This window comes from Thermogladius sp. 4427co (assembly GCF_051933805.1).
Classification (GTDB): domain Archaea; phylum Thermoproteota; class Thermoprotei_A; order Sulfolobales; family Desulfurococcaceae; genus Thermogladius.
The window spans coordinates 716,567-742,784 of record NZ_CP196893.1 but is presented as its reverse complement, the minus strand read 5'-3'; the positions used below and the strand labels follow the sequence as shown (position 1 = coordinate 742,784).

The window sequence follows — 26,218 nt, the reverse complement described above, 5'->3', positions numbered from 1 at the left end:
TCACCCACCAGCCTGACTAGCCTTCTGCCTCAGGACGCTTGTAGGAGCGTAATCGACAAGCTTTTCTTCCTCAAGGCTTACAAGGTACCCAGGTGATCTAATCCTTCTACCGGCAATGGCAATATGCCCGTGGACAATCAATTGTCTCGCCTCATGGATGGTTTTAGCCAATCCTTTCTTATACACGATCGTCTGCAGCCTCCTCTCTAAGAAGTCCTCTGGCTTCAATGCGAGTATGTCTTCTAACCTAGCGTTCTCCCTGAGAACACCTAGTTTTGCAAGATTTTGTATCAACACCTTTTCTTCTTTCTCCCTTACCTCTCTAGGCGCGGCTAGTAGTGAGCGCGCCCTATGCCTTATCCTCCTGACTAGTGTCGCTATCCTCCACAACTCTCGTTTGTTTCTCAACCCGTAGGCTCCTAGCAGTTTCATCTCGTATTCTAAGACATCTCTCCTCCAGGGATGCCTCGGTCCCTCCCATTTCTTTCTAATCTTCCTCGGGTCGCCCATTACGATCACCACTACTTCTCTTCTTTCTTCTGCTGCTGTTGCACCTGTCTCCTCTTCCTAACTCCTACTGTGACACCAGTCCTGCCTGTTGTCCTAGTACGCTGCCCACGAACCTTCATACCCATTGAGTGACGTATACCCCTCCAGCTCTTAATTCTTTTCTCGCGCTCGATATCTTCTTTGGCATAGAATATTAGTTCATTCCCTACTAGATGCATATCGCGTCCACTGCTATAGTCTTTCCTCCTATTGAAAGCCCACTGAGGAATCCCGAATTTCTCGGGAGCCATTATAACAGCTTCTACTTTCTTAACTTCTTCTTCCGTCAGGAAGCCAATCCTCATGTAAGGGTTTAGGCCCAGAACCCTTACTACGCCTAGAGCGAAATTGAATCCTACACCTTTCACTTCGGACAAGCCGTATACGAGAGGTAGACTACCATCTACATCCACATTCGCAAGCCTTACTATTGGCCTGAAAACTCTATCCATAATAACTCCCATCAACGGTTAAGCATGCCTAGAACCATGAATTAGATAATAACTTTTTAAGTCTATCCTACCATGCGACAACTAGCTAACACTAATACGCATGTGAACCAGCAATATTTAAGATGTTCTATGCCTTATTTAATATAGTTGGGCCGGGGTGCCCGAGCGGCCTAAGGGGCTGGCCTGGAGAGCCAGTGCCCCATACGGGGCGCGCGGGTTCGAATCCCGCCCCCGGCGCTCCTATAATTCTAGGCAAAACACGCTAGCTAGGAGAAAGATCCCGCGGTTTTTCTATAGGGTGATCATGACACCCGTTGAAACAAATAGGTAAGTTTTTAAATTATACGTATATAAGACAAAAAATAGGAACTAGAAAGGGTGCCTGTATGTCCAAGAAGAAGGAGAAGAAAGAGGAAAAGAAAGAAGAGAAGAAAGAGGCTCAAAAGAAATAAGCGTGTGATGCGTATAGTACTTGATAAAACCTGAATTACAATTATTTTTTACAACTCTATCTCCATCCAAATCTCCGGCGGTACTCTTAATCTGATTAATTGCTTCATAACTCTCTCGTCGGCAGCTATATATAATAGTCTCTTATGGATCCTCATCTCCCACTTCTCGTATTTCTTCTTGCCTTCCCCGTGGGGGAGCTTCAGGGTTCTAATCGATAGTTTCTTCGTGGGCAAGGGTATAGGCCCTGAGACCTTGACACCCATTTTCCTAGCTATATCAGCGATCTTCCCTGTGAAATCGTTAAGTACATCCACGCTAGTACTCCAGACCTTTATCTTCACCATTTTAGTCGATGACATAGTAACCACCATAATTCATAAAAATACACTACCAGAGAAAAAAATTACTTCTTTATTTTTACCTCGGCTGGTTTAACTTCTGTAACTACGCCGATCCCGATAGTCTTACCCATATCCCTCATAGCAAATCTTCCGAGAGGTGGGAAGTCCGAGAACTTCTCTATGACTAGAGGCTTTATCGGTTTGAATTTTACTATTGCGCTATCACCTTGTTTTATGAACTGTGGGTTCTTCTCTATTTCTTTACCCGTCCTCGGGTCTAGTTTAGCAACTATCTCGGTTATCCTAGAGGCTACGCTAGCAGTATGGACGTGTATTACTGGAGTGTATCCAACAGCGATCGCTGTCGGGTGCCATATTATGAATACCCTCGCAGTGAATTCGTCGGCTACCGTAGGCGGGTTATCTAGATGCCCTGCTACATCTCCTCTCTTAATATCCTTTTTCTCAACACCCTTGACGTTGAAACCAATGTTGTCACCCGGCTCTGCTTTATCAATCCTTATATGGTGAGTTTCAATAGACCTAACTTCGCCGACGACGCCGGCCGGCATGAATACTACCTTATCGCCTACCTTTAAGACGCCTGTCTCGACCCTCCCTACAGGCACTGTGCCTACGCCTGAGATATTGTAGACGTCCTGGATAGGTATTCTCAGAGGTTTATCTATAGGCTTAGGAGGCGGCTGGAGAGTGTCCAGAACCTCTACTAGAGGCGGCCCATCGTACCATGGCATGTTAGGGCTTCTTTCAATCAGATTCTCACCGGTCCATGCAGATATCGGAATGAACGGTATTTTGTCAGGATTGTAGCCTATAGACTTGAGGAACTTGCTCATTACCTCTTTAATCTGCTGGAATCTCTCCTTGCTATAAGGCGGTTCTGTAGCATCCATTTTGTTAACTGCAACGATCAACTGGTCAATACCCATAGTCTTAGCTAGTATAGCGTGCTCTCTCGTCTGGCCTTCGGGGCTCATCCCGGCCTCGAACTCTCCTTTCCTAGCGCTAACCACTAGTATCGCTGCATCAGCCTGGCTTGCCCCAGTAATCATGTTTTTAACGAAGTCTCTGTGACCTGGGGCGTCTATGATAGTGAAGAAGTACTTCTTAGTCTCGAACTTCATGTATGATAAGGCTATTGTAACTCCTCTCTCACGTTCTTCTTTCATCCTATCGAGGAGCCACGCGAATTTAAAGCTCTCTTTACCCATCTTCTTCGCTTCTTCTTCTATAGCCTGTATTGTCTTCTGGTCGAAGTAGCCTAGACGGTATAGTAGGTGGCCTACCATCGTGCTTTTTCCATGGTCTACATGTCCTATTATCACCAGGTTCAAGTGCGGCTTCTGTGGTGCACTCATGTTCTAACCCTCTCTACAGTTAACATAACTGGGTTTTAAAAATTATATGAGACGTTTATAAAGTATTATGGCGGGTTTAGCAATAAAATTACGTTCAAAACTACCTGCTGCTGAGAGCAATCCTCTCTATCTCATCTTTCTTCTGGATAGCATAGCTCCTTGGATCGTTTGAGGCCGCTAATATGATTTCCTCGGCTAGTGCTTCTTCAATACTAATCGGATTCCTGAAAGCCTTCATACGAGCGCCTTCTGTTATAAACCTCAGAGCCAGGTCAACCCTTCTAAGAGGAGATACGTCTACTGAAACATGGTATACAATACCACCGTACATGATCCTTGTCGTTTCTTCTCTAGGGGCAGCGTTTTCGATAGCCCTAACAAGTACTTGGAGAGGGTTTTCGTTAGTCCTCAGGTGGATTATGTCAAAAGCGGTCTTAACGATGTTATAAGCCAAGTGCTTCTTACCCATGTTTTGACCCGGCCTCATAATCTTGTTTATCAACCTTTCTACAATAGGTACCTCCGCCTTGCCAAACCTTTTATGCTCGTGCCTACCTCCGGTGTGCGGGAGATAGACTGGTTTCAGCGATATGTATCTTTTCAGGCTAGGGTCTCTAACAGTAATACCAATATAGCTCCACTTCCCAAACAGTCTAATCTCTCCCAACTCGATTTCTCTAGTCGATGTCTCACTCATTCAGACACCTTAGGGTTGGAATATCCTTTAACCTTTTTAAACATCCTACTATAAGCTGTTTTTCCACACGATAAGGCCAAGGTAGTTACAACGTCTATATTTAAAACAAGTCTATAGAGATTTAATACTTTAGAGATGATAGCGGTTTGAAAGAATACCTCTTAGTAAAGAATGTGCTAGGAGAAGTTGAAGAAACAGTGATTGAAGGTCTGAACGTAGTTTTTCCCGTCCCTAGAATTGTATGCGAGCTTGAAGATGGTAGAAAGTTCTATCTTGAACGAGTACCCTACGATATAATTTTGTTTATTAACAAAATAAACGGTAGAGACGTCGAAGACGATAGGGAAAGGTTTGGGGACATACTAATGTCTATGCCTGAGGTACTAGAAAACCTGGGGAAACATATCAAAAGGGTTACTATCGAAGAATTCGACGAGAAGAGAGGGGTTTACTCGGCTTACCTAGAGTTTAACGACGGCAATATAACTATCAGGAGGAAGATGGTGCCTAGCCACGCAATATTCCTCGCGCTACTAGTAGGTAAACCCATATATGTTAAGAAAGAACTGGTGGATGAACAACAAAATTACTACGAGTATTAGAACTCCTACCTGACAGGCTTCTGTTTTTTGCCAAGCCATATAGCTTTCAGGGAGACCCCGTTTACCTTAATCACCCTGTACCTGACGCCTGGTATATCGCCCATAGATTTACCTCTAGGACCTCCAATCCCCTCGATTACTACCTCGTCGTGTTCGTCAATATAGTTGATTCCACCATCCCACGGGACAAATGCTGTTACAACTTTACCGTTCTTGATTAATTGCACTCTTACACATTTTCTTACAGCTGAATTAGGTTTCCTCGACTCTACGCCAACCTTCTCTAAGACAATGCCTCTAGCCATCGGAGCTCCTTCTAATGGATCTGCCTTTTCTTTCAACCTCAGCATTCTGACCTTGAACTCTCTCAGGCTCCACCTGAATTTGAGCCTTTTCTTCCTTAGTTTCCTAGCAGCAAACATCCCGTTGGGGGATTTCTTGCCCGGCACTTTCCTAGACCCCTCTTATAGAGAGTCTAATTTCGGTTTTTAAGCATCACGCTATTATAACCGTGTCTATGTTAAAGTACCTGTTTAAGAGCAGCCTAGCTCTAGCAACGTTCTTACCGTTCTTACCAATTGCTATAGCCTTATCGCCTGGTTCGACTGTAGCGTATACTATCTTTTTGCCTCCCGGCCTCTCAGCTATTTTTACTTCTTTAACCCTAGCAGGTGCTAGAGCGTACTTCGTTAACTCCTCTATGTTATCGCTATAGCCTACGATCTCAATATTCTTGTTGAGCATCTTCTTCAATGTCTGGACAAATATTCCTTTAGGACCTATAGCCTTGCCTATCTCAGAGGGCTTAACCAGGAATATTATCCTATTGTTCTCATCGTCTATGACACAATCCAGGACATGGACGCCTGTTAGCTCATGGAGTAACGTCATATACCTGAATTCTTCCGGCGTGATTTTAACCTGTGGCTTTTCTCTCTCCTCCCTACTCATTTCCTGGATTCACCTGCTAGCTCCAGTATATTTGATTGACCAGGGTCAATGACGCCTAGAGTCGAGATCCCGTATGGTTTCCCTAATAGGGTTCCGAGCTCTATGTTCGTACCGGGGAATACTATTACTGGTACATTCGATAGTTTAGCATAATATCTAATATCGTCTTTGAATTCCGGTGGAGAGTTGGAAGCTAGGACTACCAACCGTACTTTCCCGTGGAGTAGCATTTTAAGCGTTCTCTTGTAGCCGATAACTACCCTCCCAGTCCTATAGGCTGTCTGCAAAGCTTTAACCAAGTCTGTTTGAACTATGCTCATAGCTATCCCTCTTCCTTATGCTTCCTAGCACCACCTAGTGTCGCATATAATTCGATTAAGCCTGTACCCACAGGTATTATCTGACCGATTATTATATTTTCAGGTACACCGGTTAAATAGTCAGTCTCTCCGCTAGCAGCTGCTTCAATAAGCTTCTGGACAGTCATTTCGAAAGTAGCCCTAGCTAAGACGCTTGGCTTCTCTCCAGCTACCCCCATCCTACCGATCTGCCTCACTCTACCAGTCCATGTCATAACATCCGCTAATAGCATGATATGTCTTATATCAACATCTAGACCCTGGTCTTCGAGAACGCCCTTAACTTCTCTAATAATCGCTGCTCTAGCAGCTTCAATACCTAGAACCCTCTCTATCTCCATGATGTCGTTAGTATACACCCTCCTCCAGTCAACACCTTCTATCTTCATTACATCTTCGAGATTACTCCCTTCAGCTACGAGCACGTATTCATCCCCCCTCTTCTGTATTATCACTTTCCTTATACCTTTCACTCCCTTGATCTTTGTGGAAGCAATCTTTTGCCTGACCTTCTCCATCTTGGTGAAATCCATGTATTCCTCAGATAGCTTAACCCTGATAATATGTCCTTCCTCGTCTACTTCTACCTCGCCTAGATTCAGTTCTTCGATAGCCCTCACTACATCACTCACGTCAACACCCTTATCCTCTAACATACCCGGGTCAAGACGCACTATCACCCCTTCGAAAGGCGAAAATGTAATGCTTTCAGCAACATTCTCGACGTATGTTGATTCTATTTTCCTGGCGACTTCTTTAGCTTTATCCTCACTATATTTATAATCGTCTTCGAGGTAAATCTCCATTATAGGAGTCTCTGGTTTCTTACGTGCGTCGACTATTTCTATAAGCCTCGGGAGGCCGAGGGTTACATTGAATTCTCTAACACCAGCATAGTGGAATACACGCAGAGTCATCTGAGTAGATGGTTCTCCAAGACTCTGCGCTGCAACTGTCCCTACAGGCTCTCCAGGCTCTATAATAGAAGACTCGTACCTTTTCACAACTTCATCTAGTATCCTATCTAACTCCTCCTCGTATAGCCCGTTCTTCTCGTATATTTCAATAAGCTTTTTCTCGAGTTCCTCAATTATTGATGAACTTACCCTCCCTTCTAGCTTCCTGACCTTATCTCTTATCTCCTCTACAGATGCTATAGGCTTCATAGCCTCCACCCAACTACCCTCTGGATAATCCTATCAATATTGACGGCTTTCCCGTGATCGCTTCTTGTAGGATCTACGCCGTCCTCGCCGTATATAAATTGTATTATCTCGCCTGTCGCAGACCTTACACTACCGTCGAGATCCACTCTAATATCCTGGAGCGCGTTAATCAGCCTCCTCTGCATGTAACCAGACTGGCTAGTCCTCACAGCAGTATCTATCAAACCCTCCCTACCTCCAGCCGCGTGGAAGAACATTTCAATAGGCGATAAGCCGTCTACGAACCCTCTCGATACGAAGCCTCTTGCCTCAGGGCCTAGATCGCCTGGTTTAAAGTGAGGCAGAGATCTCTCTAGGTATCCTCTCGTAAGCCTCTTACCTCTTACAGTCTGCTGGCCAAGTAGTGCGGCCATTTGTGTAAGGTTGATCGGATTACCTCTCGAGCCTGTCCTCGCCATTACTACGACAGGGTTTGACAGAGCGAAATGAGGTGTTATAACATCAGCGACCTCATCTAGAAGCTTCTTGGACAACAAGTCTATTATCTCGTCTTCGAGAGTCTCTTCGACTGTTTTACCAGGCTTAGGCTGGAGCCTTCCAGCCCTGTAGTCTTCGATTAGTTTCTCAACCTCCTTCTTCTTGTTTTCAATAATATTCCTGATAACCTCCCGGGCTTCACCAGGTAGTAGGAGGTTTGAATAACTCATAGTGAAACCATACATTTCCGAGAACCTTATGAAGATCTTGTATACTTCATCCATAAACCTCCTAGCTACATCCTCTCCGTACTCTTTAATCAGCCAGTGGACTATATTCTCAGGCTCCTCTCTACCGATACCAGCCTTATCTAGTACTCCTTCTAGCATTAACCCTTTTTTGATTATTACGATACTATCGTGCGGGCAGTCTTCATCTATACACCTTAACGCGGATGCCGAAGCTATTTTAGCATTCCTCTTGTAATTGAAATCCTTCGGGAGGAATACTGAGATAACTTGTTTACCAGTCCAATACTCGGCTGGCTTGTATATAGCTGGCTCGGGTAGAGAGCCTTTATAGCTGGTTACACCGAGCAGGTCTATTAATTCCTCCTTTGTCAGAAGCGTAGACTTGTTAGTTAGCAGGAACGCGCCGCTTATATAGTCCTGGAGGCCTCCTATAATAGGCCCCCCATATCTGGGTGTTAGAATGTGTTTCTCAACCAGCATTAGTATCCTAGCTTCAGCCCTAGCCTCCTCGCTCTGCGGAACATGAAGGTTCATCTCGTCCCCGTCGAAGTCGGCATTATACGGCGGGCACACAAGGAGGTTTAGCCTGAACGTCTTATACGGTAGAACTCTAACAACATGTGCCATAACAGATATTCTATGTAGAGAAGGCTGCCTATTGAATAAAACTATATCGCCATCCATTAAATGTCTTTCTACAATATAACCCGGGGCAAGGGATTCCGCTACAGCCTTCCTGTCAACGAATTTAAGGCTTATCTTCCTACCATCAGGCTTGATAACATAGTTTGCTCCAGGCCATTTATCCGGCCCATTTAGAACCAGCTTCCTCATCTCCTCAATATTCCACTGAGTTACCTTCTCAGGGACTGTTAATACCTTAGCTACAACCTCGGGCACACCTACTTCGTTAATGCTCAGGTTGGGATCCGGGCTTATCACTGTCCTCGCGCTGAAATCAACCCTTTTACCTCTCAGGTTCCCTCTGAACCTACCTTCTTTACCTTTCAGCCTCTGGGCCAGACCTTTCAGCGTTTTGCCTGTCCTATGCTTCGCCTGAGGAAGCCCTGGGACTTCGTTATCGAAATACGTTGTGACATGGTACTGGAGCAGCTCCCACTCGTCTTCTATCAAAGCATTCGGAGCACCTGTTTCAACGTGTTCTCTCAGCCTGTTGTTAACCCTAATTATATCCACGAGCTTATGGGTTAGGTCGTCTTCGCTCCTAATACCTGTCTCGAGCAGGATAGACGGTCTAACAGCCCTCGGAGGAACCGGTAGGACGGTCAAAACCATCCATTCGGGTCTCGCTTCTTTAGGGTCTCCACCTAGTAATCTGACATCATCGTCGGGTATCCTTTCAAGTCTACTCCTAATCTCCGACGGGGTTAGCTTAACTAATCCCTCATCCCGCATCTCGTAGAATGTGTGGGGTTTGTCTAGCTTGATCTTGTATTGTTTCGCCCCGCAGTGGGGGCATGTCTGCTGGGCAGCTGCCCTCCTCCTAATATACTCACGGAGTCTCCTAGCCAGGTATGTTAGTTTAAGCTCTTCGAGGTCGTTTAGTAGCTTTAGATATAACTGTCTCTCCGGCTCGGGGAGCTTAATCCTACCGCAGACTCTGCAAGTAGTCTTCAAATACATGTGTATGTGCTTAGCGAATCCTACGTGAATAACTGGTTTAGCAAGCTCTATATGACCGAAATGGCCCGGGCACTCGTCTCTCGTATTACCGCAGATAGGACAGACTTCTCTAGGTTCGATCGCCCCGAGCCTCTTATCCATTACTCCTCCATCAACTGGCGCGCCATCGTTATCGTATACGTCGCTCGTCACGATATTAGTGACGCTCATCTTACGTATCTCGTCAGGCGATAGGATGCCGAATTTGATCTCTTTAATCCTATAAGTAATCATACTATCCTCCTCTCACGTCTTCTACCTTTAATCTAGGTATTATAGCCATGCTCATGAGCTCCTGAACTAGTAGCTTGAAGCTATAAGATACTTCAACAGGTTTTAGAACACCCTTGTCTTTGTGTACTGGGCACATGTACCTGCCTCTTATCCTGTCATAATACCCTATCTGACCGCATAGCTCGCAGACGTATATAACTGTCTTATCGCTTCTATCCATCATAGTCTCGCGCAATAGAGAGGAAGCACCATGCCCTACCAGGCAGTCGACCTCCATCTCCCCCCATCTTAACCCGCCTGCTCTAGCCCTTCCTTCCGTAGGCTGCCTGGTCAGTATCTGAACAGGTCCTCTAGCTCTAGCATGGATCTTGTCGCTAACCATATGGTGGAGCTTCTGGTAGTATACTATACCTATGAAAACAGGGCTCCTTAAGAGCTCGCCTGTTCTCCCATCGTACATAGCTTCCTCGCCTGTATCCGGGTATCCGTATTTCTTCAATACGATCATCAAGTTCTTAGGGTCTTCTTTATAGAACGGTGTTCCATCGATAAGCCTTCCTTCGAGTGCAGCAACCTTACCGGCAATGCTTTCTATCAACTGTCCGACTGTCATCCTGCTAGGGAATGCGTGCGGGTTGATTATGAGATCAGGGGTTATACCTTCTTCCGTGAAAGGCATATCGTATTGCGGAACCAGGAGTCCGATCACGCCCTTCTGCCCGTGTCTTGAGGCAAATTTATCGCCTAATTCAGGTATCCTGAGATCCCTGACCCTGACTTTCACAAGCTTATTACCATCGTTATCGGATGTTATCATAACCATGTCTACTACCCCTTTCTCCTCATGCCTCATTACAACACTAGTATCCTGCTTAGTCTGCTCCGTCCCTGTTAGCTCCTGTGTGATCATAAATCTCGAAGGACTAACCTTCCCTATGAGCACATCTCCTCCTACAACATACGTCTCGGGGGCTACAATACCGTCTTCTTCGAGTTTCTCGTAGGCTCTCGGACCCTTGTATCCTCTAACATCGCTCGGGGGAATAGCTATTTTGTCTTCCTGCCCGCCAGGATACTTGTATTCTACAGTAGTATATACCCTGAAGAAAGTACTCCTGCCTAAACCTCTTTCAACACTACTCTTATTCATGATAAGAGCGTCTTCTATATTGTACCCTGTAAATGTTAGAACTGCTACAACCATATTCTGCCCAGCGGGTTTCTCATTATATCCTATGACATCCAATGGTTTAGTTTGAACCAGGGGTTTCTGGGGGTAGTGGAGGAAGTGGCCTCGCGAATCCATCCTCCTCTGGAAGTTGGCAGCATACAAGCCCAGGCTCTGCTTACCCATTGCCGCAGCGTATATATTCCTAGGGCTCTGATTATGTTCGGCATAAGGTATTATGGAGGCTACAATACCCATGATGCTAGGAACCCATATCTCTAGATGAGTGTGTTCGCTCGTTAGATCATTGGGTGTTAAAGCAATGTAAGCATTCTCTTCTTCGTCGGGATCCAGGTATTCTACGATACCTTTCCTAACCAGGTCTTCGAACCTGAGCTCCCCGTTCTTAAGCATCCTTATATGCTCAGGCTTGAGCTTTACGCTACCGTTCTCTACTACTAGAAGGGGTCTCCTGATACGTCCCGGATCGGAGTTGACGTAGACTTCGTTAAGGTATTCGGTACGGAAGTATACAACATTTATCTCGCTAGATACCTTGCCCTGCCTACGCAGCTCTCTTATCCTCCTAGCTAGCTCGCTACCGTCCGGGTAAAACCCTATCAATCTACCGTTTAGATAGACTTTGCTCCAACCCCTGTATGATTCTAAATCGACTGTCTCCCCTCTCCTCATCTTCTCTCTGAGCTCCTGGAATATGCTCACAAGAGTCTTCACGCCGAGCCTTACTAGTAGTTCCTCTACATCTCTTTCTTCGACACCAACGCTAACATGAGCCATTAGAGCCAGGTTTTTCACTAAGCCGATATTCGCTCCTTCAGGCGTTTCAAACGGGCACATCCTACCCCATGACGTGAAATGTAGCTCTCTTGCTTCGAAATGCGGCTGCGTCCTTGCTAAAGGGGATACAACCCTCCTTAAATGACTTAGAGTGCTAAGCATATTAGTCCTATCTAGCATCTGGCTGACTCCAGTTCTACCACCAGGCCAGTTCCCAGTAGCCATAGCGTGGAGTATCCTATCGGTTATAATATTGGGTTTGATAGCGAGCCTTAGGTCCACTTTCTTGTACTTGCTATACATTTTCTCAATACTGGCTTTAACCTCCCTTACGAAGGATGTTACTATAGCATTCCTTAATAGTGTAGCTAGTAGATCCCCGGCTAGCTTCAACCTCTTGTTCCTGTAATGGTCTTTATCGTCAGGCTGCCTCCTACCCATGTAGACCTCGATTATTTTATTCACCATCTGACCGATGAAGAAAGCTTTCTTAAGCCTCGTGACAGGGTTGGGCTCCGTCCCGATATGCGGTAACAAGTATTCGTCTAACACCCTCTCCGCTCTCCTAATCCTTTCCTCGCGGGGTCTGCCTACAGCAAATCTAGCCCCTATGAAATCAAGCGCTTCCTCAATCACCTTTCTCCTGTATTCTTCTTCAAGCTTCTTGACCTCCTCCTCGCTTGCTTCAGGGGGTATTTCAAGTCTAGGTAGGATGGTCTGGGCTTGGGTTACAGACGGGAGGAGTTGCAGCTGGATCTCAGGGTCGAAGGAGACAGCATTCATTATCTCAAATTCTGTTGATAGGCCTAGAGCCATCATGAGTATGACTACCGGGATCCTCCTGCCCTGGAAGTTAGCGTAGAAAATACCGTCCTTCCTTCTCTCGATGATAAGCTGACTCCTCCTACCTTTAGCAGTACTTATCACCTTAGCAACATGCGTAGCAGCAGAGCCTTCAGGCTCTACGTCGACAATGATGTTATTGCTAGCCAGGTCCTCTTGCGCTATTAGAACCCTTTCAGACCCATTTATTATGAAATATCCTCCAGGATCTTTGGGGTCTTCACCGATCTTGATGAGCTCTTCAGGGCTCATCTTAGATAATGGGTCTAGATCCGATTTAAGCATAACCGGTAGATCCATGAGCTTTATCTCGTACTCTTTATGAGAACCCTCGCTATCAATTAGAGCTACCTTAGCATAGACGGGGGCGGCGTAAGTCAGGTTCCTCAGCCTACACTCCATAGGCGTGACTTCTACTTCAACGCCTTCAATACTCCGCCAGACCGGTTTACCTATCTTATACTCTTTAATCACAAGCTTGATCTCGGACGTTACCGGGATCTCCTTGTACTCTTTGATTATCTCGGGTAGTAGTTCGCGGATAAACCTGTTGTAGCTATCTAGGTGCTGGCGCACGAGGCCTTTCTCTTCGAAGAAAGCTTTCATTACAATCCATAAGTCCTCTGGTGTAGGCTTATACGTCAAGACCCCTAACCCCCTTCTTTCTTCGTTACATCAACTACAACATATCTGTAGGCTATCGAAGTACCTGCTGTAGGGCTTTTCCTGATTATTCTAATTATATCGCCAGGCTTAGCTCCAATCGCTTTAACAACAGGGTCGTCTACTGTAATCCAGGGGAGGCTCTTCGGGCTTACTCCGAGTTTTTTAAGAACCTCTACAGCCTCTTCAGGGGTTAGTACTTCGTGTTTAGGGACGAGAAAATGTTCTAGGATATTAATATTCTTCTCCTTGCTCATATCTAGGCACCGTGGTAAACAAATATACACTAAGCTGGCACGCCTTAAATCCAAAATAATTAAACAACTATTAAATCTATCGTCTATAGGCCCGATGAACACAAGCGACCATACCTTCTGCTCCAGATCGGTAGTAGGCTATTTAGACCGTGTGGTGGCTTGCCCGGAGTACTTTAAGGGTAGGTTAACGGCTACGGCTACAGCCATAATTTTTATTGTCACGTTTAATTTAAGTTCATTTGGTAATAGCCATGGGAAAAATGCTTTACTTAGCCACTGCACTCATGATAATAGCGGCTGGTTTAGCAGGGTATTTTATAGGTAGTAGCCGGGCTGTAGTAATGTATCAACAATACTCTGTAACAGTAGCGACGACGACATCACTATACCAGATCGGAGTGCTAAACGACTTATTCGACGACTTCAATAGGTTTACCGGTTTAAACGTTAGATTCAATGTACTAGCGAAAGGATCGGGTGAAGCATTGAGACTGCTAGCAGATGGTTCGGCATGCCTGGGCTTTGTGCACGCTCCATCACTTGAATTACAATATTTGAACCAGGGGAGGATTGAGAGGCTGGCTACATTCGCATACAACGATTTCATTGTAGTAGGCCCTTCTAACGACCCAGCGAATATCAGTAGTGCGCCTAATGTGATAGAAGCTTTCAAGAGGATATACAACGCCGGGGAGGTGGGGTTAGCGAAGTTCGTCAGCAGGGGCGATATGTCCGGTACTAACGTTAGAGAGCTCCAGATATGGAATTTGACAAAGCTTAACCCAGAGGGTAGGGCATGGTATCTGAAGAGCGGTCAGGGAATGGCTCAGACACTTATAATGGCCGATGATCTGAACGCGTATACACTAACCGATAGAGGTACCTACCTGAACCTCGTGAACCAGGGCAGGGTAAAGAACTTAGTGGTACTAAAGGAAGACCCCCTATACCTAGTAAACGTTTACTCGATGTACCTATCGAAAGCTGGCTCCTGCGACAACCCCTACACGTGGTATATAGCGTATAAATTCAGAGACTACCTGATGGACAGGGGCCAGGATCTCTTATCAGCCAAGTACAAAGGACTTGTAAACCCGGTGAAAGGTAATGAAACCTGGATAGAGGAGGCTTGGGAGGCTTTAACCAAGCTAGGCTAGGATCCTAAAGGTATTTAGAAGACGTATCTCTGAACTAAGAGATTTAGTCTCTAGAAGCATTAAAACCGCTGTTATCGGGGGAACGCTGTATGGTTGAATCCCTTGCATCGATAACTCTGAGGAGCCTGTATATTTCTTCGATAGCATCACTCATAGCTTTCGGATTGGCTATAGCCATGAGCTTTATTGTCTCGCAGAGCACTAGGAGAGTTTCCGAGCTCGTCCTCTCTTTATTCGAAGCACTTGTAGGAGTTCCTACAACCGTGGTAGGGCTCGTAGTATACATGCTACTATTCCCCGGGGGCCCTCTGGGACCTCTGAGATTACTCTATACGCCTACCGCAATAATAATAGGGGAGTCTCTAGTAGCCGTACCTGTAGCTTTCACAAACATGTTTAGACACTTCCAGAGCATGAGGGAGAGCATTAGAGAGCTCGTGCTATCGCTTGGGATCCCGGAGAAACACCTGCCTAGGCTCCTCTTGAGGGAGTTAGCCCCGTTGCTAGTATCCTCCTACCTAGTGTCCTTCTCCAGGGCTATAGGCGAGTTAGGCGTAGCGCTAATCGCTGGAGGCGGTATAGAAGGTTATACAAATGTTTTAACCACGGCTATAGCTATCCAAACATCCATAGGTAACTACGAGTACGCTATCTGGATAGGCTTGGTATTGATTACTATTACTATTATAATCACGGTAGTCGTTAAAATAGTAGGCGAGTACCTGGTATGGAAATAGCCTTGGAGAAGATATGGCATGCTTATGATGGAGTTAACTACGTATTAAGAGATGTTAGCATCGCCTTTGAGAGACCGGGGATATACCTGGTTATAGGGCCTAACGGCGCTGGTAAGACGACGCTTCTCAAAATACTATCACTTATAATCAGGCCCTCTAGAGGAATGGTTCTAGTAGACGGCCGGGATTTCTGGGGTCTAGACAGGGAGTCTAGAGAGCTTGTGAGAAAATCGTTCTCCTATGTCCACGATAAACCTATCCTAGTAAGAGGTACGGTGGAAGACAATATTATGCTCGGGTTAAGATACAGGGGTAGAGTTTCCGACGATATTGTAGAGTACTATATAGAGCGATACGGGCTCCGAGAAATCAGGGGTAGGAATGCGGCTAGGCTTAGTGCCGGCCAGGCTAAGGCGGTTTCAATCGTGAGAGCTCTCGTACTCGAGCCAAGGGTTCTAGCACTCGACGAGCCTTTCACATACCTAGATCCAACCCGTACACTCCTCTTAATAGACGATATTAAGAAGATGGTTGAAGAAAAGAAGAGTATTGTTATCATAGCAACACATTATATGTACAGGGAGTTACTAAATATCGCGGTAGAATCTATTGAGATAGTAGGCGGGGAGATCATATCGCGTATTAAGAGAGGTTGAAGACTATTGACCAGCTATTGTTGCTCACCTGCCTAAGGAAACTAGCTGAACCCGCCTTTCTTACAACGCCCCTGGAACTAGATGTGTCTAGGAAGAGAGATGGACCGGCCGGGATTTGAACCCGGGACCTCTCGGATGCCAACCGAGCGCTCTTCCAGGCTGAGCTACCGGCCCACCGACTAATAGATTATAAATATAGGCGTCTTAAAAGCATTAGCCCTAGTTATTCTACACATATAGTTTGCCACAGCCTATGAAAAGGTTGTGGAAGACCAAGCCCCTTAGATTAAATATGTTTCACGAGTATATGCAGTTGAAAAAGGAGTCGGGTATCTGGATGTCAAAAGATATAATAGACGAACTCGTAGAAGGGCTGAAAACAACCTCGACCAGGATTTTTAGGAACAGGGAGATACTCCATCCCGAGTATATTCCAGACGACCTCCCCCACAGGGAGAACGAGATTAGAAGGCTGGCTGAAATACTAGTAGTAGCGTTGAAGGGTGAGAGGCCGAGTAATGTCCTACTCTACGGTCTAACCGGTACGGGTAAAACAGCTGTAGCAAGATACGTTGTTAAGAGGCTTATCGAGAAAGCCAATTCGATCGGTGCTAAGATAGAAGAGGGTTACGTCAATACTAGAAAGCTAGATACTACCTATAGAGTAGTCTCCGCAATAGCTTCGAGTATCGGGTTGAGGGTTCCACCGACAGGGCTGGCTATTAGCGAGGTGTACAGGAGGTATATTAACGCCCTGGATAACTGGGGCGGAACCCATATCGTTATACTAGACGAAATCGACTACTATGTTAGGAGAGAGGGCGATGACCTGCTTTATAAGCTGGTGAGGATAAATGAAGAGCTCAAGAACTCTAGAGTAGCTTTGATCGGTATCACGAATGATATTAATTTCGTAGAAAGCCTAGACCCCAGGGTTAGGTCTAGCCTAGGGGAGGTGGAAATAGTTTTCCCACCGTATAATGCCGAGCAGTTATTCGATATACTGAAACAGAGGGCTGAGAAAGCATTCTACCCGGGCGTTATAGAAGACGGTGTTATATCGTTCTGCGCAGCACTCGCAGCCCGGGAACACGGGGATGCTAGGAGGGCATTAGACCTGCTCAGGGTTGCCGGCGAGATAGCTGAGCGCGAGAAATCGCCTAGGGTGACAATAGAGCATGTTAAGAAAGCTAATATAGAGCTCGAAGAGGGCAGAGTCCACCAGAGTATTATAACCCTACCCTTCCACCAGAAGGCTGTTCTCAGAGCTATCGTGGAGATAACGAGGAGTAAAGGGACTGCTACAACCGGGGAAGTGTATTTGAAGTACAGCGAGCTCGTTAAAAACCTAGGCTTCGAACCACTAACCCAGAGGAGGGTTAGTGAGATCATAAACCAGTTGGACATGCTCGGGTTAATAAACGCTACCGTTACGAGCAGGGGGAGGTATGGGGTAACGAAGATTATAAAGGTTAAACCCGAGCTAGCTAAAACTATTGAAGAGCTCTTAAAGGATTTGAAATGAACTTTATAGCATTCGACGACGGCTACTTCCCCGTGGAGTACAAGGCTGGGAGAGGATATACTGTAATAGCCGGGGTCAAGACTTCCGAAGTTTTTAAACCAGTTGCTATAGGGGCGAAGCCTGTCCCTGTAGACGCCAACCAGAGTACTAACGCTATTGTAGAGCTGTCAAAGAAGCTAGGCAAGGGGGTTATACTGCTTGACGGTATCACGTACTCCGGCTTCGACATAGTAGACCCCTGGCTAGTCAATAAACTGACGGGGAGCCCTGTGATAGTCGTCCAATACGGCGAGATCCGGGTCGATAGAGTAGAGAGAGCCCTGAGGAAACATTTTAGAAACGGGGAGGAAAGACTAGGACTCTTCATGAGAACCTATAGTTCAATGAAGCCTCTTGAAACAAAATGGAGGACTATAAGGATTCTCCCGGTTGGGATAGAGTACCCTGCCGCAGTAGAATATTTGAGGAAGGCGATGATATACAGCCCTATTCCAGAGCCTCTGAGAATAGCCCATTTCATTGCATCGGCTCTTACAAGAATGTTCTACCATAGAATGTGGTCTACAGGATTGTAGAAGAACAGCGGCTAAAACCAGGCAGGCTAGAAACAGGGTTGCCGGAGTAGCCGGGCGGGGATTCGAACCCCGGTCACGGGGGCCAGAGCCCCGCATCCTTGGCCGCTAGACGACCCGGCTTCAAGATTAAACATTTTATTAAAAGAGGGTTAAAAGCATTCAAGAAACGCTTGCTATGTAAGGGTTCGGGTGGATTATTTAAATGCGGGCCCGCCGGGATTTGAACCCGGGACCTACGGGTTAAAAGCCCGCCGCTCTACCAAGCTGAGCTACGGGCCCTCGATTCATTACCTAACCAAATTCCTGTTATAAACCTTACCAATACCAACGCCTGAAAGCCTATTTTGTATTAACCGATTCTAGACTATATAATTAGAAATTTACGGCGGCTAATCTTTTTTATCCTCTCCTGGGATAGAGAGGAAAGAATTAAGGTGGGTTTGTTGACCCAACCGATCGCGAAACACGTTGGAGAGATCTCTTATGTAATACCCAGGGTCAGGGCTGGGGAGGAGCTCGTATCTACTACTATGAGCGTTTGCCCCTACTGCTATAGGGTTTTACCTGCTGTAATTGTTGAGAGAGAGGGGAAGGTTTATATCAGGAGGGTTTGCCCAGAGCACGGGGAGATAGAGGAGGTCTACTACGGCGACGCAACCGTATTCAAGAGGATAATGAAGTGGGAGGAGGACGGGAGGGGGGCTAGGCATATCTACACTCCTCTCAAAGGCCCTTGCCCGTTCAACTGCGGCCTATGCCCCATGCACAAGCAGCACTCGGCGCTAGTTAATATCGTGTTAACCAATAGGTGTAACTTAAGCTGCTGGTACTGCTTCTTCTTCGCAGAAGCATCGGGATACGTCTACGAGCCTAGTATAGAGCAGATCAGGGATATGGTTAGAGCTATTAAGAAACAGGGTGTGACAGTCGCAGTCCAGCTCACGGGCGGGGAGCCTACGCTGAGAGAAGACCTCGTAGACATAGTAAAGATGTTGAAGAGCGAGGGGGTTAGGCATATACAGCTTAATACCAACGGGATTAGATTCTCCGAACTCTACTGGGAGGACCCTGTTAAAGCAGTAGAGTATGCTTTAGAGCTTAGGAGGAGTGGTGTAAACACCGTCTACCTGAGTTTCGACGGTGTAACGCCTGTTACCAATTGGAAAAACCACTGGGAGATACCCTACATATTCGAAGTATTTAGGAGAGCGGGGATGACTAGTGTCGTTCTAGTGCCTACTGTGATAAACAAGGTTAACACCCACGAGCTTGGGGCTATGATCAGATTCGCGGCTAAACACATGGATATAGTGAGGTCTGTTAACTTCCAGCCTGTGAGTATAACAGGGTTGATGAAGAGACATGAGAGGGATAAATACCGTGTTACAATAGGCGATATCGTTAAACTCATCGAGGAGCAGACAGACGGTGAGATCCCGCGCGAAGCCTGGTTCCCGATAAATGTCAGCGCGATCTTCTCAAGGTTTATAGAAGGCTTCAGCGGGGAGTTTAAATTCGAAATGAGCAACCACCCGGCCTGCGGTCTAGGCACCTACGTATATGTTGAGAAGAAGAATGGCCAGATAAGGCTAGTGCCGATCACCCAGTTCGTAGATGTAGAAGGGCTGCTCGAGTATTTGAGAGAGAAGTGGGAGGATCTCGTTGAAGGCTCTAGCAGGATTCTAACGGGTATGAAGCTATTGTATAACATTAGGAAATTCATCCACCAGGAGAAGGCGCCCGAGGGATTCGACCTCTACAAGCTATTATTCAATGTTATCGTTAAAAGGAGTTATGAGGCTCTCGGGGAAATACACTACAAGCTACTATTCCTAGGCCAGATGCACTTCATGGATCTCTACAACTACGATATCCAGAGGGTTCAGAGGTGTAATATCCACTACGCTGTCCCCGACGGTAGGCTTATACCGTTCTGCGCGTTCAATATCTTCGAGGATATATACAGGGAGAAGATACATAAAGAGAATAGTATCAGCCTAGTCGAGTACAGTAGGAAGTATAAGCTCCCCGAGGGAATAGTTACGAGAAAGTATGTTAGAGACAGGCGTAAGCTTGAATCCACGGAGTTGTACAAGAAGACGTACGAAGGTATTCTCGAACTGGTGAGAAAGTAGTTTAAACAATCCCTATTTTTAATAACGCCTTAAGTGATCCAACCTAACGGATAGGATTATGGCTAAGTGCATAGTAGTATCCGGCACCCCTGGAACAGGGAAGTCTACTTTATCCAGGCTACTCGCCGATAGGCTAGGCGGCATCTACATAGATTTAAGCGAGCTCGTGGTTAGAGAGAACCTTTACTCCTTCTTCGACGAGCAGACAATGAGTTACGTGATAGACGAGAAAAGGGTTACCTCGAGGGTTCGAGAAGTCTGTACTAGCATGAGGCAAACGGTAGTGATTTCAACACACTACCCTGAGATACTAGACGACGATATTGTAGACAAGGTAGTAGTCCTGAGGCTAGACCCCAGGGTATTGGTTGAGAGGCTGAAGGCTAGAGGGTGGGGGGAGAGGAAGATTGCCGAGAACGCTATGGCTGAACTACTCTCCGTGGTCGCTGCCAATGTCTACTCGAAGTTTAGTAGAGAGAAAATCTACGAGGTTGACACGACCAATAGGGAGCTGGGGGAGGTTACCGAAGAAGTTTTGAGAGCGATCTCCGAAGGCTTACATACCGAGAACCCTATCGACTGGCTGGCTAGGGTCGAGCCAGAATTCATAGATAGCCTTGAGAGGGTGCTCGATCTTGAAGCATAATCCTAATTTCTTCAGGCTAATGAACTGGGGGGAGGTTAGGAGGGTTATAGACTCGGCAGACGTGGTTCTCCACGTCCTCGATATTAGAGACCCGCTTTCAACATTCAGTAGGAGGGTTGAATCAATAGTCGAGAGAAGCGGTAAAACTCTTGTTCTCGTATTGAACAAGTCGGATTTAGTACCCAGGGAAATAGCAGAGGCTTGGAAAGAGTATTTTGCCGGGAAGGGGTATAGAGCGGTCTATGTATCGGTTAGGAGACACCAGGGTACTCTAATACTGAGGCGGGAGATTAAGAGATCTGCCCCAATCCTACCAGCGACAGTTGCCGTAGTAGGTTTCCCGAAGACAGGTAAATCATCTGTAATCAATGCTTTAAAAGGAAGGCATTCAGCACCTACAAGCCCCTACCCTGGCTCACCGGGGTATACGAGGGGAGTGCAGTATGTGAGAGTAGACAGGGATATCCTAATGATCGATACTCCAGGGGTCATACCTGTAGAAGGGGATTTGTTCGAGAGAATTATCAGGGGGACGCCTATCGAGTTAATAGACGACCCGGTCGGGGTAGCGTCTATGGTTATCAAACGGGTTCTTGAAAACAACCCTGACTCTCTCAAGATCGCTTACGGGATCGACTCCAGCAACCCCGAGGAGATACTAGAACAGATAGCTATTAAACACGGCTGGTTCTATAAGAAGACTAGAGAGCCGCTTATCGAGGAAGCCGCGCGTAAAGTTATAAGGGATTTCCACGATGGCATAATACCCTACTACGTAGATCCAAGGAAGATTAAGAGGGTTGAGAGCAGTGGTCAAGGCTAGGATAGTCGGGGAGGGGGAGAGGGTAGTAGAGGGGGTTGGCACCGTTAGGGAACTACTGAGCAAGCTGGGTATTGCTAGTAGTGAAGCCGTGGTTCTTAGAAATGGGATTATTCTGACAGAGGAAGATGCTTTAAGCGATGGTGATGAAGTTTTAATTTATATCGTGAAATCCGGAGGATGACAGACCTTGCTTAGCAGCCGGGAGCTAGACTTCTACAGTAGGCATCTCAATCTAATCGGGGTCGAAGGCCAGTTGAAATTAAAGAAGGCAAGGGTGCTTGTCGCAGGGCTGGGAGGACTCGGGTCTGCTGTATCACTCTACCTATCAGCAATGGGGGTTGGGAAGCTTATACTAGTGGATAGAGAGGTTGTCGAATTAAGTAATCTCCAGAGGCAGGTGTTGTATAGTGTCGACGACATTGGTAAGCCCAAGCCCTATGCCGCAGCCGATAGGCTTAGGAGGCTGAACCCTTTTATCGATATAGAGCCTGTTTACTCGGAGATCTCGGAGGGACTTCTCAGCAAATATGATGTAGACGTTTACGTTGACGCCTTGGATAACTGGCAGGCTAGGTTTATACTTGATAAAGTAGCCTGGTCTAGGGGTAAGCCTCTCGTCCACGGCGGTGTCAGAGAGTATTATGGACAGGTGACTGTTATAATACCTGGGAAAACTCCTTGCCTTAGGAGTATCTTTCCATCCACCCCTAAGCAGGATGTCCAGGCCCCTCTCCAGGTATTTAGTACAACACCGGGCACGATAGGACTTATTCAAGCCTTTGAAGTAGCTAAGTTGATACTAGGCATAGGCAATGTTCTAGCTAACAAACTGCTTATATACAATGGTCTACATCCTTCTTTCGAAATAATAGAGTTTAAGCCTGATCCCCAATTAATTAGTAAATGCTGAAAACCAGCTAGCCCCCCATTTCAGGAGTCATAAAGGTGACCCTGTCACCGTCTCTAAGCTTGAAACCAGGGTCTATCACAGGCTTCTCGTTCACGAATGTTACGAAAACATAATGGCCCTGGGAGAACCTCCTGTATAGTTTAGGGTTGAGTTTCTCGGAGAGGCTTTTAACAAGGTCGTCTAATGTCGAGCCGTCTGGTAGATCAACATCTAGTGTGAAGACACCGGCTATCTCACTAGCTCTCCCGGTGAAAACGACTTTAACCCTCATGTTCACCCACCGGGAGACTCCTCGATAATAACTATATTGTCTCCGGGTTTAATAGCAATGTCTTGGTTCTCTGCGATCCTATCGTTGACTAATACTATTACCTCGCCTTCAACCCCCTCCTTACGCAATATCTCTCTAAGCTCCCTTAGGCTGATCGACTCCGAGTTTATCTCTAACAGTCTCCTCCTAGGTAATAATAGTACTCTGATCGGCATAGGAACAATCCTAGGATACTGCTACTGTTAGAGTCCAGGCTATTGCGACCAGTATTTCGACAGAGGTTGCTACAAGCGCTATCTTCAACCACTCACCCCAACCAATTCTAATCCTGTTTTTCTCGGCTAGACCCACTGCGACTATGTTAGCCGAGCTACCGATAGGAGTGTAATTGCCCCCGAAAACGCCGCCGTAGAGTAGGGCCCAGTAGGCTGCGGTTGCTCCTCCTATAGAGACAATGGTTTGAGCAACCGGGGTTAATGCGACTATTACCGAGAGATTATCTAGCACACTACTGAGCGCTGCTGAGAGGATTAGTAGGATACTGTATAGGAGAGGGAAGGATACGTAGCCCGACCAGGAGCTGGTTAGAACAGTAAGGTAGGCGAGTTTAGATGCTGTACCAGACCATAGGAGCGAATAGCCTAGCATGAATAATGCTATGAAGAATATTATCGAAGGCCATTCAACGCCTTTTTCCAATGCCTCACCCATTTTAGAAGCCCCGAACAGGGTTCCGGATACAACTATGATCAGGTAGGGGGTGAAAGCCAGCAGGGCATGTGAGCCTACTTGTATACCCCCTAGCTTGCTTACTAGTCCCGCCAGCTGATCGTTCACCCCGACGAGAACCAGGAAGACTAATAGTAATACCAGGCCCCCTCTCACCCTGTGATATTCTCTGCCCGAGAGCGATGTATAGAATGCTGCCGCCAGCTTTGAAATCTTGTCCTGGCTGAGCCTGCCTTCGAATTCCGACAGGTAATTCCTAGCTAGGAGCGGGAATAACACGATTAATACGGCTAGGTTCAGTAGTGAGAGCGGGAGTGCTCTCAATATGAACGCTGAGACACTTAGGTTAGCTGTGAACGCGAGGTATATTCCAATAGGGTTTCCAACTGGTAGCGCGACGCTACCCGTGTTAGTCGCTAGCACGGAGAGTATTATCAGAGGCTTAATATCTACGTTCGTCAGCCTGTATATGTCGAATATTAGCATGGCTACGTACGTTATACTAGCCACCTCCCCGACTGCTAGCGAGAGGAACCATGATAATAGGCTGAGTAATGCTACTAGTATCACAGGCCTACCCCTACTAGCTTCTAGTACCTTGATAGCGAGGTACTCGAATACCCTGAAGCTTCTCAGTATATACGCTAGGGCCATCGTGCCTATGAGGAATAGTATTAGGTCCCATTCGACACCTCCTATGATGAGCTGGGGGGAGATAACGCCTAGGAATACCAGCGCTGAAACGCCTAGAAGGGATGCGTAATACCTGTAGTCCATTGAGATCACGGTTAAAGCTATCACTGTGAGAAAGAAGCCTAGGCTAGCGCCCTGCTCTACTATAGACCTCCACGAGTTTATAGTAGCGGCATCGGAGCAGCCGGCTCTGACACTACACCAGCTGTCTATAATACTCTTACCAACCCCTTCGTAAGGGATTTTTATAAGGGCCATCGCGGCAAAAGACAGCATCATTATTACAGCTGAGACTAATACGGCTTTCGACGCGTTATCCGTTGGGACCACCTAATTATTGGCCAGATCACTAGGATAGGTTAAAAAACATAACCTGGTATACGGGAGGGGATTAGCGTGAGTACTTACGGTCGAAGTAGATGTTCTTCCCCGTGGCAGAGAGGGGTATGCCGTACACTATATCGGCGTCTAAGATACCGAGCTCTTGCGCAGCCACTCCTACCGAGAACATAACCCTGTTGTCTACATTCAGGATCTGCGCTGTTTTAACAGCCGAGCCTATCGCAATACCCAGGTTTATTATACAGTTTACGACATCAGCGTCTAAACCCCATCTCTTAGGCTGCGCTAGCCCTAACCTAACTATTTTACACCCGATTAGGAAAACCGCCTTGCTCGCTCTAACAGACTCGGCATCCCTCTTGAAAAACTCCCCGTATACTGGGGCTAGCTCTTCCATCTTGTCCGCAAGCTTCTCTAGCTCGCTTCTCTCCGTTAGCAGGGCTACGACAATATTATCGATCCCCTTCGCTTTAGGAGCAGTCTTGGCTGATACAGCCATTAGCCTGGCAGCTTCAATCACGCCGTCTCCAACAAGGGTTTTCTCATCTATCACATCGCACCCCAGGCAAGCCTGTGCTGGTGGGAGTTTAATTCTATTATGTTAGGTTAAGCAAAGCAAACAACGAGCCCCCTAATTTTTAAAGCCTACACTGTGCTTTATTAGAATATTTGTTGTGTGAGATATGCATGTTTATTTTGGATCGGTTAAGGATCTTTTGATCGAGTAGGGGAAGTTAATCCCCGATTAACTTGACCAGAGGGTAGTTAACCAGACGATCCACGCGTCGAGGAATAGGAAACTAGAACTCGCGGGGAGATAATGATCCATCCATGGGAAACGATCATAAGCGGCAAAAATATCGTGTGCAACAGGGCGAATCCTAGACATTAAGATATGACGCCTCCAAGGAGATAAAGCATGATTTATAGCCTCTCTTTACAACACCTGTAATCTTTTAAACCAGTCTATTAGCCATGTGAGCATTGATGACGGTTTATAAGTAATACTCTTAGACAAGCCCTATTATACAGGAGGCCCTGCTAAACCTATATCCCCTGGGGCTTCTCCCCCATGATCCATGACCATGGGTAATACCGTTATCAGACAACTACTGGTTTACACGCTACGAGACATTGCTATTACCTAAATGCAACTGTCATAGAGAGTATGGGGTTGCAACATCGTTATCTAACAGTGTCCCAAGGGGATAAGGGTAATCTGCTAAGAGGGGGATCAATAGCGGGGCGCCTGGTATGATATAGGTTGCCGGGTTGGGGCTGGTCCTAGATCGGGTTTCAAAAGTATTACCCATGTAGATCATGCTCGCTGTTAAGACCCAATGTTTAAACTCTACTGGTTTAACCAGGTGTTTCTAAAACGCTTTTCGTTATAACAGTTACCTGACTACGTATATTACTGACATGCGTATTACGGTAGAAGCTTGATCATGGAGATACGTGCCCGAAGAATATAGGTTTAGCCCCGGGACCGGTATGAAGGTTGGGTGTAGCCTGTATTACCTTATGGCATGCTCTACTAGCCTGACTAGAAGGCCTGTACACTAATCTAGAAGATAGGAGACCCTCTACCCCCTGCAATATATTCGAGACTGGCAGGATTCTCCCTTATAGATTTCCTCCTGGATACCTGTTTAGGGTACTACACTCCTTTAGCCGACCTAGTAAAACCAGGCAA

At 46.4% G+C, this 26,218-nt stretch carries 28 protein-coding genes and 4 tRNA genes; 12 read left to right on the top strand and 20 right to left on the bottom strand.

The annotated features are described in order from the left end of the window. Positions 1-510, bottom strand: coding sequence for a 30S ribosomal protein S4 (locus tag ACSU1N_RS04205; RefSeq protein ID WP_440058998.1), 510 nt, complete (start codon positions 508-510; stop codon positions 1-3). A gap of 11 nt (positions 511-521) precedes the next feature. Continuing rightward, positions 522-1,001, bottom strand: a complete 480-nt coding sequence (locus ACSU1N_RS04200) for a 30S ribosomal protein S13 (protein WP_440058997.1) — start codon at positions 999-1,001, stop codon at positions 522-524. Positions 1,002-1,152: 151 nt separating this feature from the next. Between ACSU1N_RS04200 and ACSU1N_RS04195 the strand changes: the two genes are divergently transcribed. Continuing rightward, positions 1,153-1,238 (top strand) — tRNA-Ser (locus tag ACSU1N_RS04195). A gap of 263 nt (positions 1,239-1,501) precedes the next feature. Here the strand turns inward: ACSU1N_RS04195 and rpsJ are convergent. From rpsJ to ACSU1N_RS04180, 3 genes are all read right to left on the bottom strand, one after another. After that, a complete protein-coding gene (rpsJ, locus tag ACSU1N_RS04190) occupies positions 1,502-1,813 on the bottom strand; it encodes a 30S ribosomal protein S10 (protein ID WP_440058996.1) in 312 nt (103 codons plus the stop codon). Positions 1,814-1,857: 44 nt separating this feature from the next. Then, entirely contained in the window at positions 1,858-3,174 is a 1,317-nt protein-coding gene (tuf, locus tag ACSU1N_RS04185) for a translation elongation factor EF-1 subunit alpha (protein ID WP_440058995.1), read from the bottom strand. A 100-nt stretch (positions 3,175-3,274) separates the two neighbouring features. Continuing rightward, positions 3,275-3,871 carry a 30S ribosomal protein S7 gene (locus ACSU1N_RS04180; protein WP_440058994.1) on the bottom strand — a complete coding sequence of 199 codons (597 nt, stop codon included), beginning with the start codon at positions 3,869-3,871 and terminating at the stop codon, positions 3,275-3,277. A 146-nt stretch (positions 3,872-4,017) separates the two neighbouring features. Between ACSU1N_RS04180 and ACSU1N_RS04175 the strand changes: the two genes are divergently transcribed. Next, complete coding sequence (locus ACSU1N_RS04175) at positions 4,018-4,473, top strand: bifunctional nuclease family protein (protein ID WP_440058993.1); 456 nt, start codon at positions 4,018-4,020, stop codon at positions 4,471-4,473. A gap of 5 nt (positions 4,474-4,478) precedes the next feature. On the opposite strand, the gene ACSU1N_RS04170 is transcribed toward ACSU1N_RS04175, so the two are convergent. Genes ACSU1N_RS04170 through ACSU1N_RS04140 form a run of 7 tightly spaced genes read right to left on the bottom strand, consistent with a single transcriptional unit; the run spans position 4,479 to position 13,323 of the window. Then, complete coding sequence (locus tag ACSU1N_RS04170) at positions 4,479-4,922, bottom strand: 30S ribosomal protein S12 (protein WP_440058992.1); 444 nt, start codon at positions 4,920-4,922, stop codon at positions 4,479-4,481. 46 nt (positions 4,923-4,968) lie between these two features. Further along, the gene (locus ACSU1N_RS04165) at positions 4,969-5,424 is read right to left on the bottom strand and encodes a NusA-like transcription termination signal-binding factor (RefSeq protein ID WP_440058991.1); all 456 of its coding nucleotides are present in this window, start codon (positions 5,422-5,424) and stop codon (positions 4,969-4,971) included. Beyond that, positions 5,421-5,744, bottom strand: a complete 324-nt coding sequence (locus tag ACSU1N_RS04160; protein WP_440058990.1) for a 50S ribosomal protein L30e — start codon at positions 5,742-5,744, stop codon at positions 5,421-5,423. The genes ACSU1N_RS04165 and ACSU1N_RS04160 overlap by 4 nt, the downstream gene beginning before the upstream one ends. Positions 5,745-5,746: 2 nt before the next feature. Next, positions 5,747-6,949 (bottom strand): DNA-directed RNA polymerase subunit A'', encoded by a 1,203-nt coding sequence (rpoA2, locus tag ACSU1N_RS04155; RefSeq protein ID WP_440058989.1) that lies wholly within the window; start codon positions 6,947-6,949, stop codon positions 5,747-5,749. Then, positions 6,946-9,594, bottom strand: coding sequence for a DNA-directed RNA polymerase subunit A' (locus ACSU1N_RS04150; protein WP_440058988.1), 2,649 nt, complete (start codon positions 9,592-9,594; stop codon positions 6,946-6,948). Before ACSU1N_RS04150 ends, rpoA2 begins: the two co-directional genes overlap by 4 nt. 1 nt (position 9,595) lies before the next feature. Continuing rightward, the gene (locus tag ACSU1N_RS04145; RefSeq protein ID WP_440060280.1) at positions 9,596-13,009 is read right to left on the bottom strand and encodes a DNA-directed RNA polymerase subunit B; all 3,414 of its coding nucleotides are present in this window, start codon (positions 13,007-13,009) and stop codon (positions 9,596-9,598) included. A gap of 44 nt (positions 13,010-13,053) precedes the next feature. Next, a complete protein-coding gene (locus ACSU1N_RS04140; RefSeq protein ID WP_440058987.1) occupies positions 13,054-13,323 on the bottom strand; it encodes a DNA-directed RNA polymerase subunit H in 270 nt (89 codons plus the stop codon). 251 nt (positions 13,324-13,574) lie between these two features. Here ACSU1N_RS04140 and ACSU1N_RS04135 point away from each other — a divergent pair, with 251 nt between their 5' ends. The 3 genes from ACSU1N_RS04135 to ACSU1N_RS04125 all read left to right on the top strand — a co-directional run bounded on the left by ACSU1N_RS04135 (position 13,575) and on the right by ACSU1N_RS04125 (position 15,873). Then, complete coding sequence (locus ACSU1N_RS04135; RefSeq protein ID WP_440058986.1) at positions 13,575-14,480, top strand: substrate-binding domain-containing protein; 906 nt, start codon at positions 13,575-13,577, stop codon at positions 14,478-14,480. A gap of 89 nt (positions 14,481-14,569) precedes the next feature. After that, positions 14,570-15,217, top strand: a complete 648-nt coding sequence (locus tag ACSU1N_RS04130; protein ID WP_440058985.1) for an ABC transporter permease — start codon at positions 14,570-14,572, stop codon at positions 15,215-15,217. Continuing rightward, complete coding sequence (locus ACSU1N_RS04125) at positions 15,208-15,873, top strand: energy-coupling factor ABC transporter ATP-binding protein (RefSeq protein ID WP_440058984.1); 666 nt, start codon at positions 15,208-15,210, stop codon at positions 15,871-15,873. Before ACSU1N_RS04130 ends, ACSU1N_RS04125 begins: the two co-directional genes overlap by 10 nt. A 100-nt stretch (positions 15,874-15,973) precedes the next feature. Here ACSU1N_RS04125 and ACSU1N_RS04120 read toward each other — a convergent pair. Further along, positions 15,974-16,047: transfer RNA gene (locus ACSU1N_RS04120), tRNA-Ala, on the bottom strand. 163 nt (positions 16,048-16,210) lie between these two features. Between ACSU1N_RS04120 and ACSU1N_RS04115 the strand changes: the two genes are divergently transcribed. Both ACSU1N_RS04115 and ACSU1N_RS04110 read left to right on the top strand, forming a co-directional pair. Further along, the gene (locus ACSU1N_RS04115; protein ID WP_440060279.1) at positions 16,211-17,398 is read left to right on the top strand and encodes a Cdc6/Cdc18 family protein; all 1,188 of its coding nucleotides are present in this window, start codon (positions 16,211-16,213) and stop codon (positions 17,396-17,398) included. Then, positions 17,395-17,973 carry an endonuclease dU gene (locus ACSU1N_RS04110; protein WP_440058983.1) on the top strand — a complete coding sequence of 193 codons (579 nt, stop codon included), beginning with the start codon at positions 17,395-17,397 and terminating at the stop codon, positions 17,971-17,973. Before ACSU1N_RS04115 ends, ACSU1N_RS04110 begins: the two co-directional genes overlap by 4 nt. Before the next feature lie 47 nt (positions 17,974-18,020). Here ACSU1N_RS04110 and ACSU1N_RS04105 read toward each other — a convergent pair. Both ACSU1N_RS04105 and ACSU1N_RS04100 read right to left on the bottom strand, forming a co-directional pair. After that, positions 18,021-18,093, bottom strand: a tRNA-Gln gene (locus ACSU1N_RS04105). A gap of 85 nt (positions 18,094-18,178) precedes the next feature. After that, positions 18,179-18,252 (bottom strand) — tRNA-Lys (locus tag ACSU1N_RS04100). 164 nt (positions 18,253-18,416) lie between these two features. Here ACSU1N_RS04100 and tes point away from each other — a divergent pair. From tes to ACSU1N_RS04075, 5 genes are read left to right on the top strand one after another with little or no spacing between them, the layout of a single operon-like run. Next, entirely contained in the window at positions 18,417-20,108 is a 1,692-nt protein-coding gene (gene tes, locus ACSU1N_RS04095; RefSeq protein ID WP_440058982.1) for a tetraether lipid synthase Tes, read from the top strand. 58 nt (positions 20,109-20,166) lie between these two features. Continuing rightward, a complete protein-coding gene (locus ACSU1N_RS04090; RefSeq protein ID WP_440058981.1) occupies positions 20,167-20,754 on the top strand; it encodes an adenylate kinase family protein in 588 nt (195 codons plus the stop codon). 19 nt (positions 20,755-20,773) lie between these two features. Beyond that, positions 20,774-21,577 carry a GTPase gene (locus ACSU1N_RS04085; protein WP_440060278.1) on the top strand — a complete coding sequence of 268 codons (804 nt, stop codon included), beginning with the start codon at positions 20,774-20,776 and terminating at the stop codon, positions 21,575-21,577. Then, positions 21,564-21,758, top strand: coding sequence for a MoaD/ThiS family protein (locus ACSU1N_RS04080; protein ID WP_440058980.1), 195 nt, complete (start codon positions 21,564-21,566; stop codon positions 21,756-21,758). The genes ACSU1N_RS04085 and ACSU1N_RS04080 overlap by 14 nt, the downstream gene beginning before the upstream one ends. Before the next feature lie 6 nt (positions 21,759-21,764). Then, positions 21,765-22,487, top strand: coding sequence for a HesA/MoeB/ThiF family protein (locus ACSU1N_RS04075; RefSeq protein ID WP_440058979.1), 723 nt, complete (start codon positions 21,765-21,767; stop codon positions 22,485-22,487). Between the two features lie 7 nt (positions 22,488-22,494). On the opposite strand, the gene ACSU1N_RS04070 is transcribed toward ACSU1N_RS04075, so the two are convergent. From ACSU1N_RS04070 to ACSU1N_RS04050, 5 genes are all read right to left on the bottom strand, one after another. After that, positions 22,495-22,758, bottom strand: a complete 264-nt coding sequence (locus ACSU1N_RS04070; protein WP_440058978.1) for a MoaD/ThiS family protein — start codon at positions 22,756-22,758, stop codon at positions 22,495-22,497. A 2-nt stretch (positions 22,759-22,760) separates the two neighbouring features. Beyond that, positions 22,761-22,973 carry a MoaD/ThiS family protein gene (locus ACSU1N_RS04065; protein ID WP_440058977.1) on the bottom strand — a complete coding sequence of 71 codons (213 nt, stop codon included), beginning with the start codon at positions 22,971-22,973 and terminating at the stop codon, positions 22,761-22,763. 10 nt (positions 22,974-22,983) lie between these two features. Further along, a complete protein-coding gene (locus ACSU1N_RS04060; RefSeq protein WP_440058976.1) occupies positions 22,984-24,510 on the bottom strand; it encodes an SLC13 family permease in 1,527 nt (508 codons plus the stop codon). Positions 24,511-24,571: 61 nt separating this feature from the next. Beyond that, positions 24,572-25,021: a ferredoxin domain-containing protein gene (locus tag ACSU1N_RS04055; protein ID WP_440060277.1), complete on the bottom strand. Its 450-nt coding sequence runs from the start codon at positions 25,019-25,021 to the stop codon at positions 24,572-24,574. Positions 25,022-25,968: 947 nt separating this feature from the next. Next, positions 25,969-26,121 carry a hypothetical protein gene (locus ACSU1N_RS04050; protein ID WP_440058975.1) on the bottom strand — a complete coding sequence of 51 codons (153 nt, stop codon included), beginning with the start codon at positions 26,119-26,121 and terminating at the stop codon, positions 25,969-25,971. Positions 26,122-26,218: the final 97 nt, after the last annotated feature.

Bases quoted from the DNA above. Each gene is read 5' to 3' on its own strand.
- ACSU1N_RS04205 (WP_440058998.1), bottom strand. From the start codon at position 510: ATGGGCGACCCGAGGAAGATTAGAAAGAAATGGGAGGGACCGAGGCAT.
- ACSU1N_RS04200 (WP_440058997.1), bottom strand. From the start codon at position 1,001: ATGGATAGAGTTTTCAGGCCAATAGTAAGGCTTGCGAATGTGGATGTA.
- rpsJ (WP_440058996.1), bottom strand. From the start codon at position 1,813: ATGTCATCGACTAAAATGGTGAAGATAAAGGTCTGGAGTACTAGCGTG.
- tuf (WP_440058995.1), bottom strand. From the start codon at position 3,174: ATGAGTGCACCACAGAAGCCGCACTTGAACCTGGTGATAATAGGACAT.
- ACSU1N_RS04180 (WP_440058994.1), bottom strand. From the start codon at position 3,871: ATGAGTGAGACATCGACTAGAGAAATCGAGTTGGGAGAGATTAGACTG.
- ACSU1N_RS04165 (WP_440058991.1), bottom strand. From the start codon at position 5,424: ATGAGTAGGGAGGAGAGAGAAAAGCCACAGGTTAAAATCACGCCGGAA.
- ACSU1N_RS04160 (WP_440058990.1), bottom strand. From the start codon at position 5,744: ATGAGCATAGTTCAAACAGACTTGGTTAAAGCTTTGCAGACAGCCTAT.
- rpoA2 (WP_440058989.1), bottom strand. From the start codon at position 6,949: ATGAAGCCTATAGCATCTGTAGAGGAGATAAGAGATAAGGTCAGGAAG.
- ACSU1N_RS04150 (WP_440058988.1), bottom strand. From the start codon at position 9,594: ATGATTACTTATAGGATTAAAGAGATCAAATTCGGCATCCTATCGCCT.
- ACSU1N_RS04145 (WP_440060280.1), bottom strand. From the start codon at position 13,009: ATGAAAGCTTTCTTCGAAGAGAAAGGCCTCGTGCGCCAGCACCTAGAT.
- ACSU1N_RS04140 (WP_440058987.1), bottom strand. From the start codon at position 13,323: ATGAGCAAGGAGAAGAATATTAATATCCTAGAACATTTTCTCGTCCCT.
- ACSU1N_RS04135 (WP_440058986.1), top strand. From the start codon at position 13,575: ATGGGAAAAATGCTTTACTTAGCCACTGCACTCATGATAATAGCGGCT.
- ACSU1N_RS04130 (WP_440058985.1), top strand. From the start codon at position 14,570: ATGGTTGAATCCCTTGCATCGATAACTCTGAGGAGCCTGTATATTTCT.
- ACSU1N_RS04125 (WP_440058984.1), top strand. From the start codon at position 15,208: ATGGAAATAGCCTTGGAGAAGATATGGCATGCTTATGATGGAGTTAAC.
- ACSU1N_RS04115 (WP_440060279.1), top strand. From the start codon at position 16,211: ATGTCAAAAGATATAATAGACGAACTCGTAGAAGGGCTGAAAACAACC.
- ACSU1N_RS04110 (WP_440058983.1), top strand. From the start codon at position 17,395: ATGAACTTTATAGCATTCGACGACGGCTACTTCCCCGTGGAGTACAAG.
- ACSU1N_RS04090 (WP_440058981.1), top strand. From the start codon at position 20,167: ATGGCTAAGTGCATAGTAGTATCCGGCACCCCTGGAACAGGGAAGTCT.
- ACSU1N_RS04085 (WP_440060278.1), top strand. From the start codon at position 20,774: ATGAACTGGGGGGAGGTTAGGAGGGTTATAGACTCGGCAGACGTGGTT.
- ACSU1N_RS04070 (WP_440058978.1), bottom strand. From the start codon at position 22,758: ATGAGGGTTAAAGTCGTTTTCACCGGGAGAGCTAGTGAGATAGCCGGT.
- ACSU1N_RS04065 (WP_440058977.1), bottom strand. From the start codon at position 22,973: ATGCCGATCAGAGTACTATTATTACCTAGGAGGAGACTGTTAGAGATA.
- ACSU1N_RS04055 (WP_440060277.1), bottom strand. From the start codon at position 25,021: ATGGCTGTATCAGCCAAGACTGCTCCTAAAGCGAAGGGGATCGATAAT.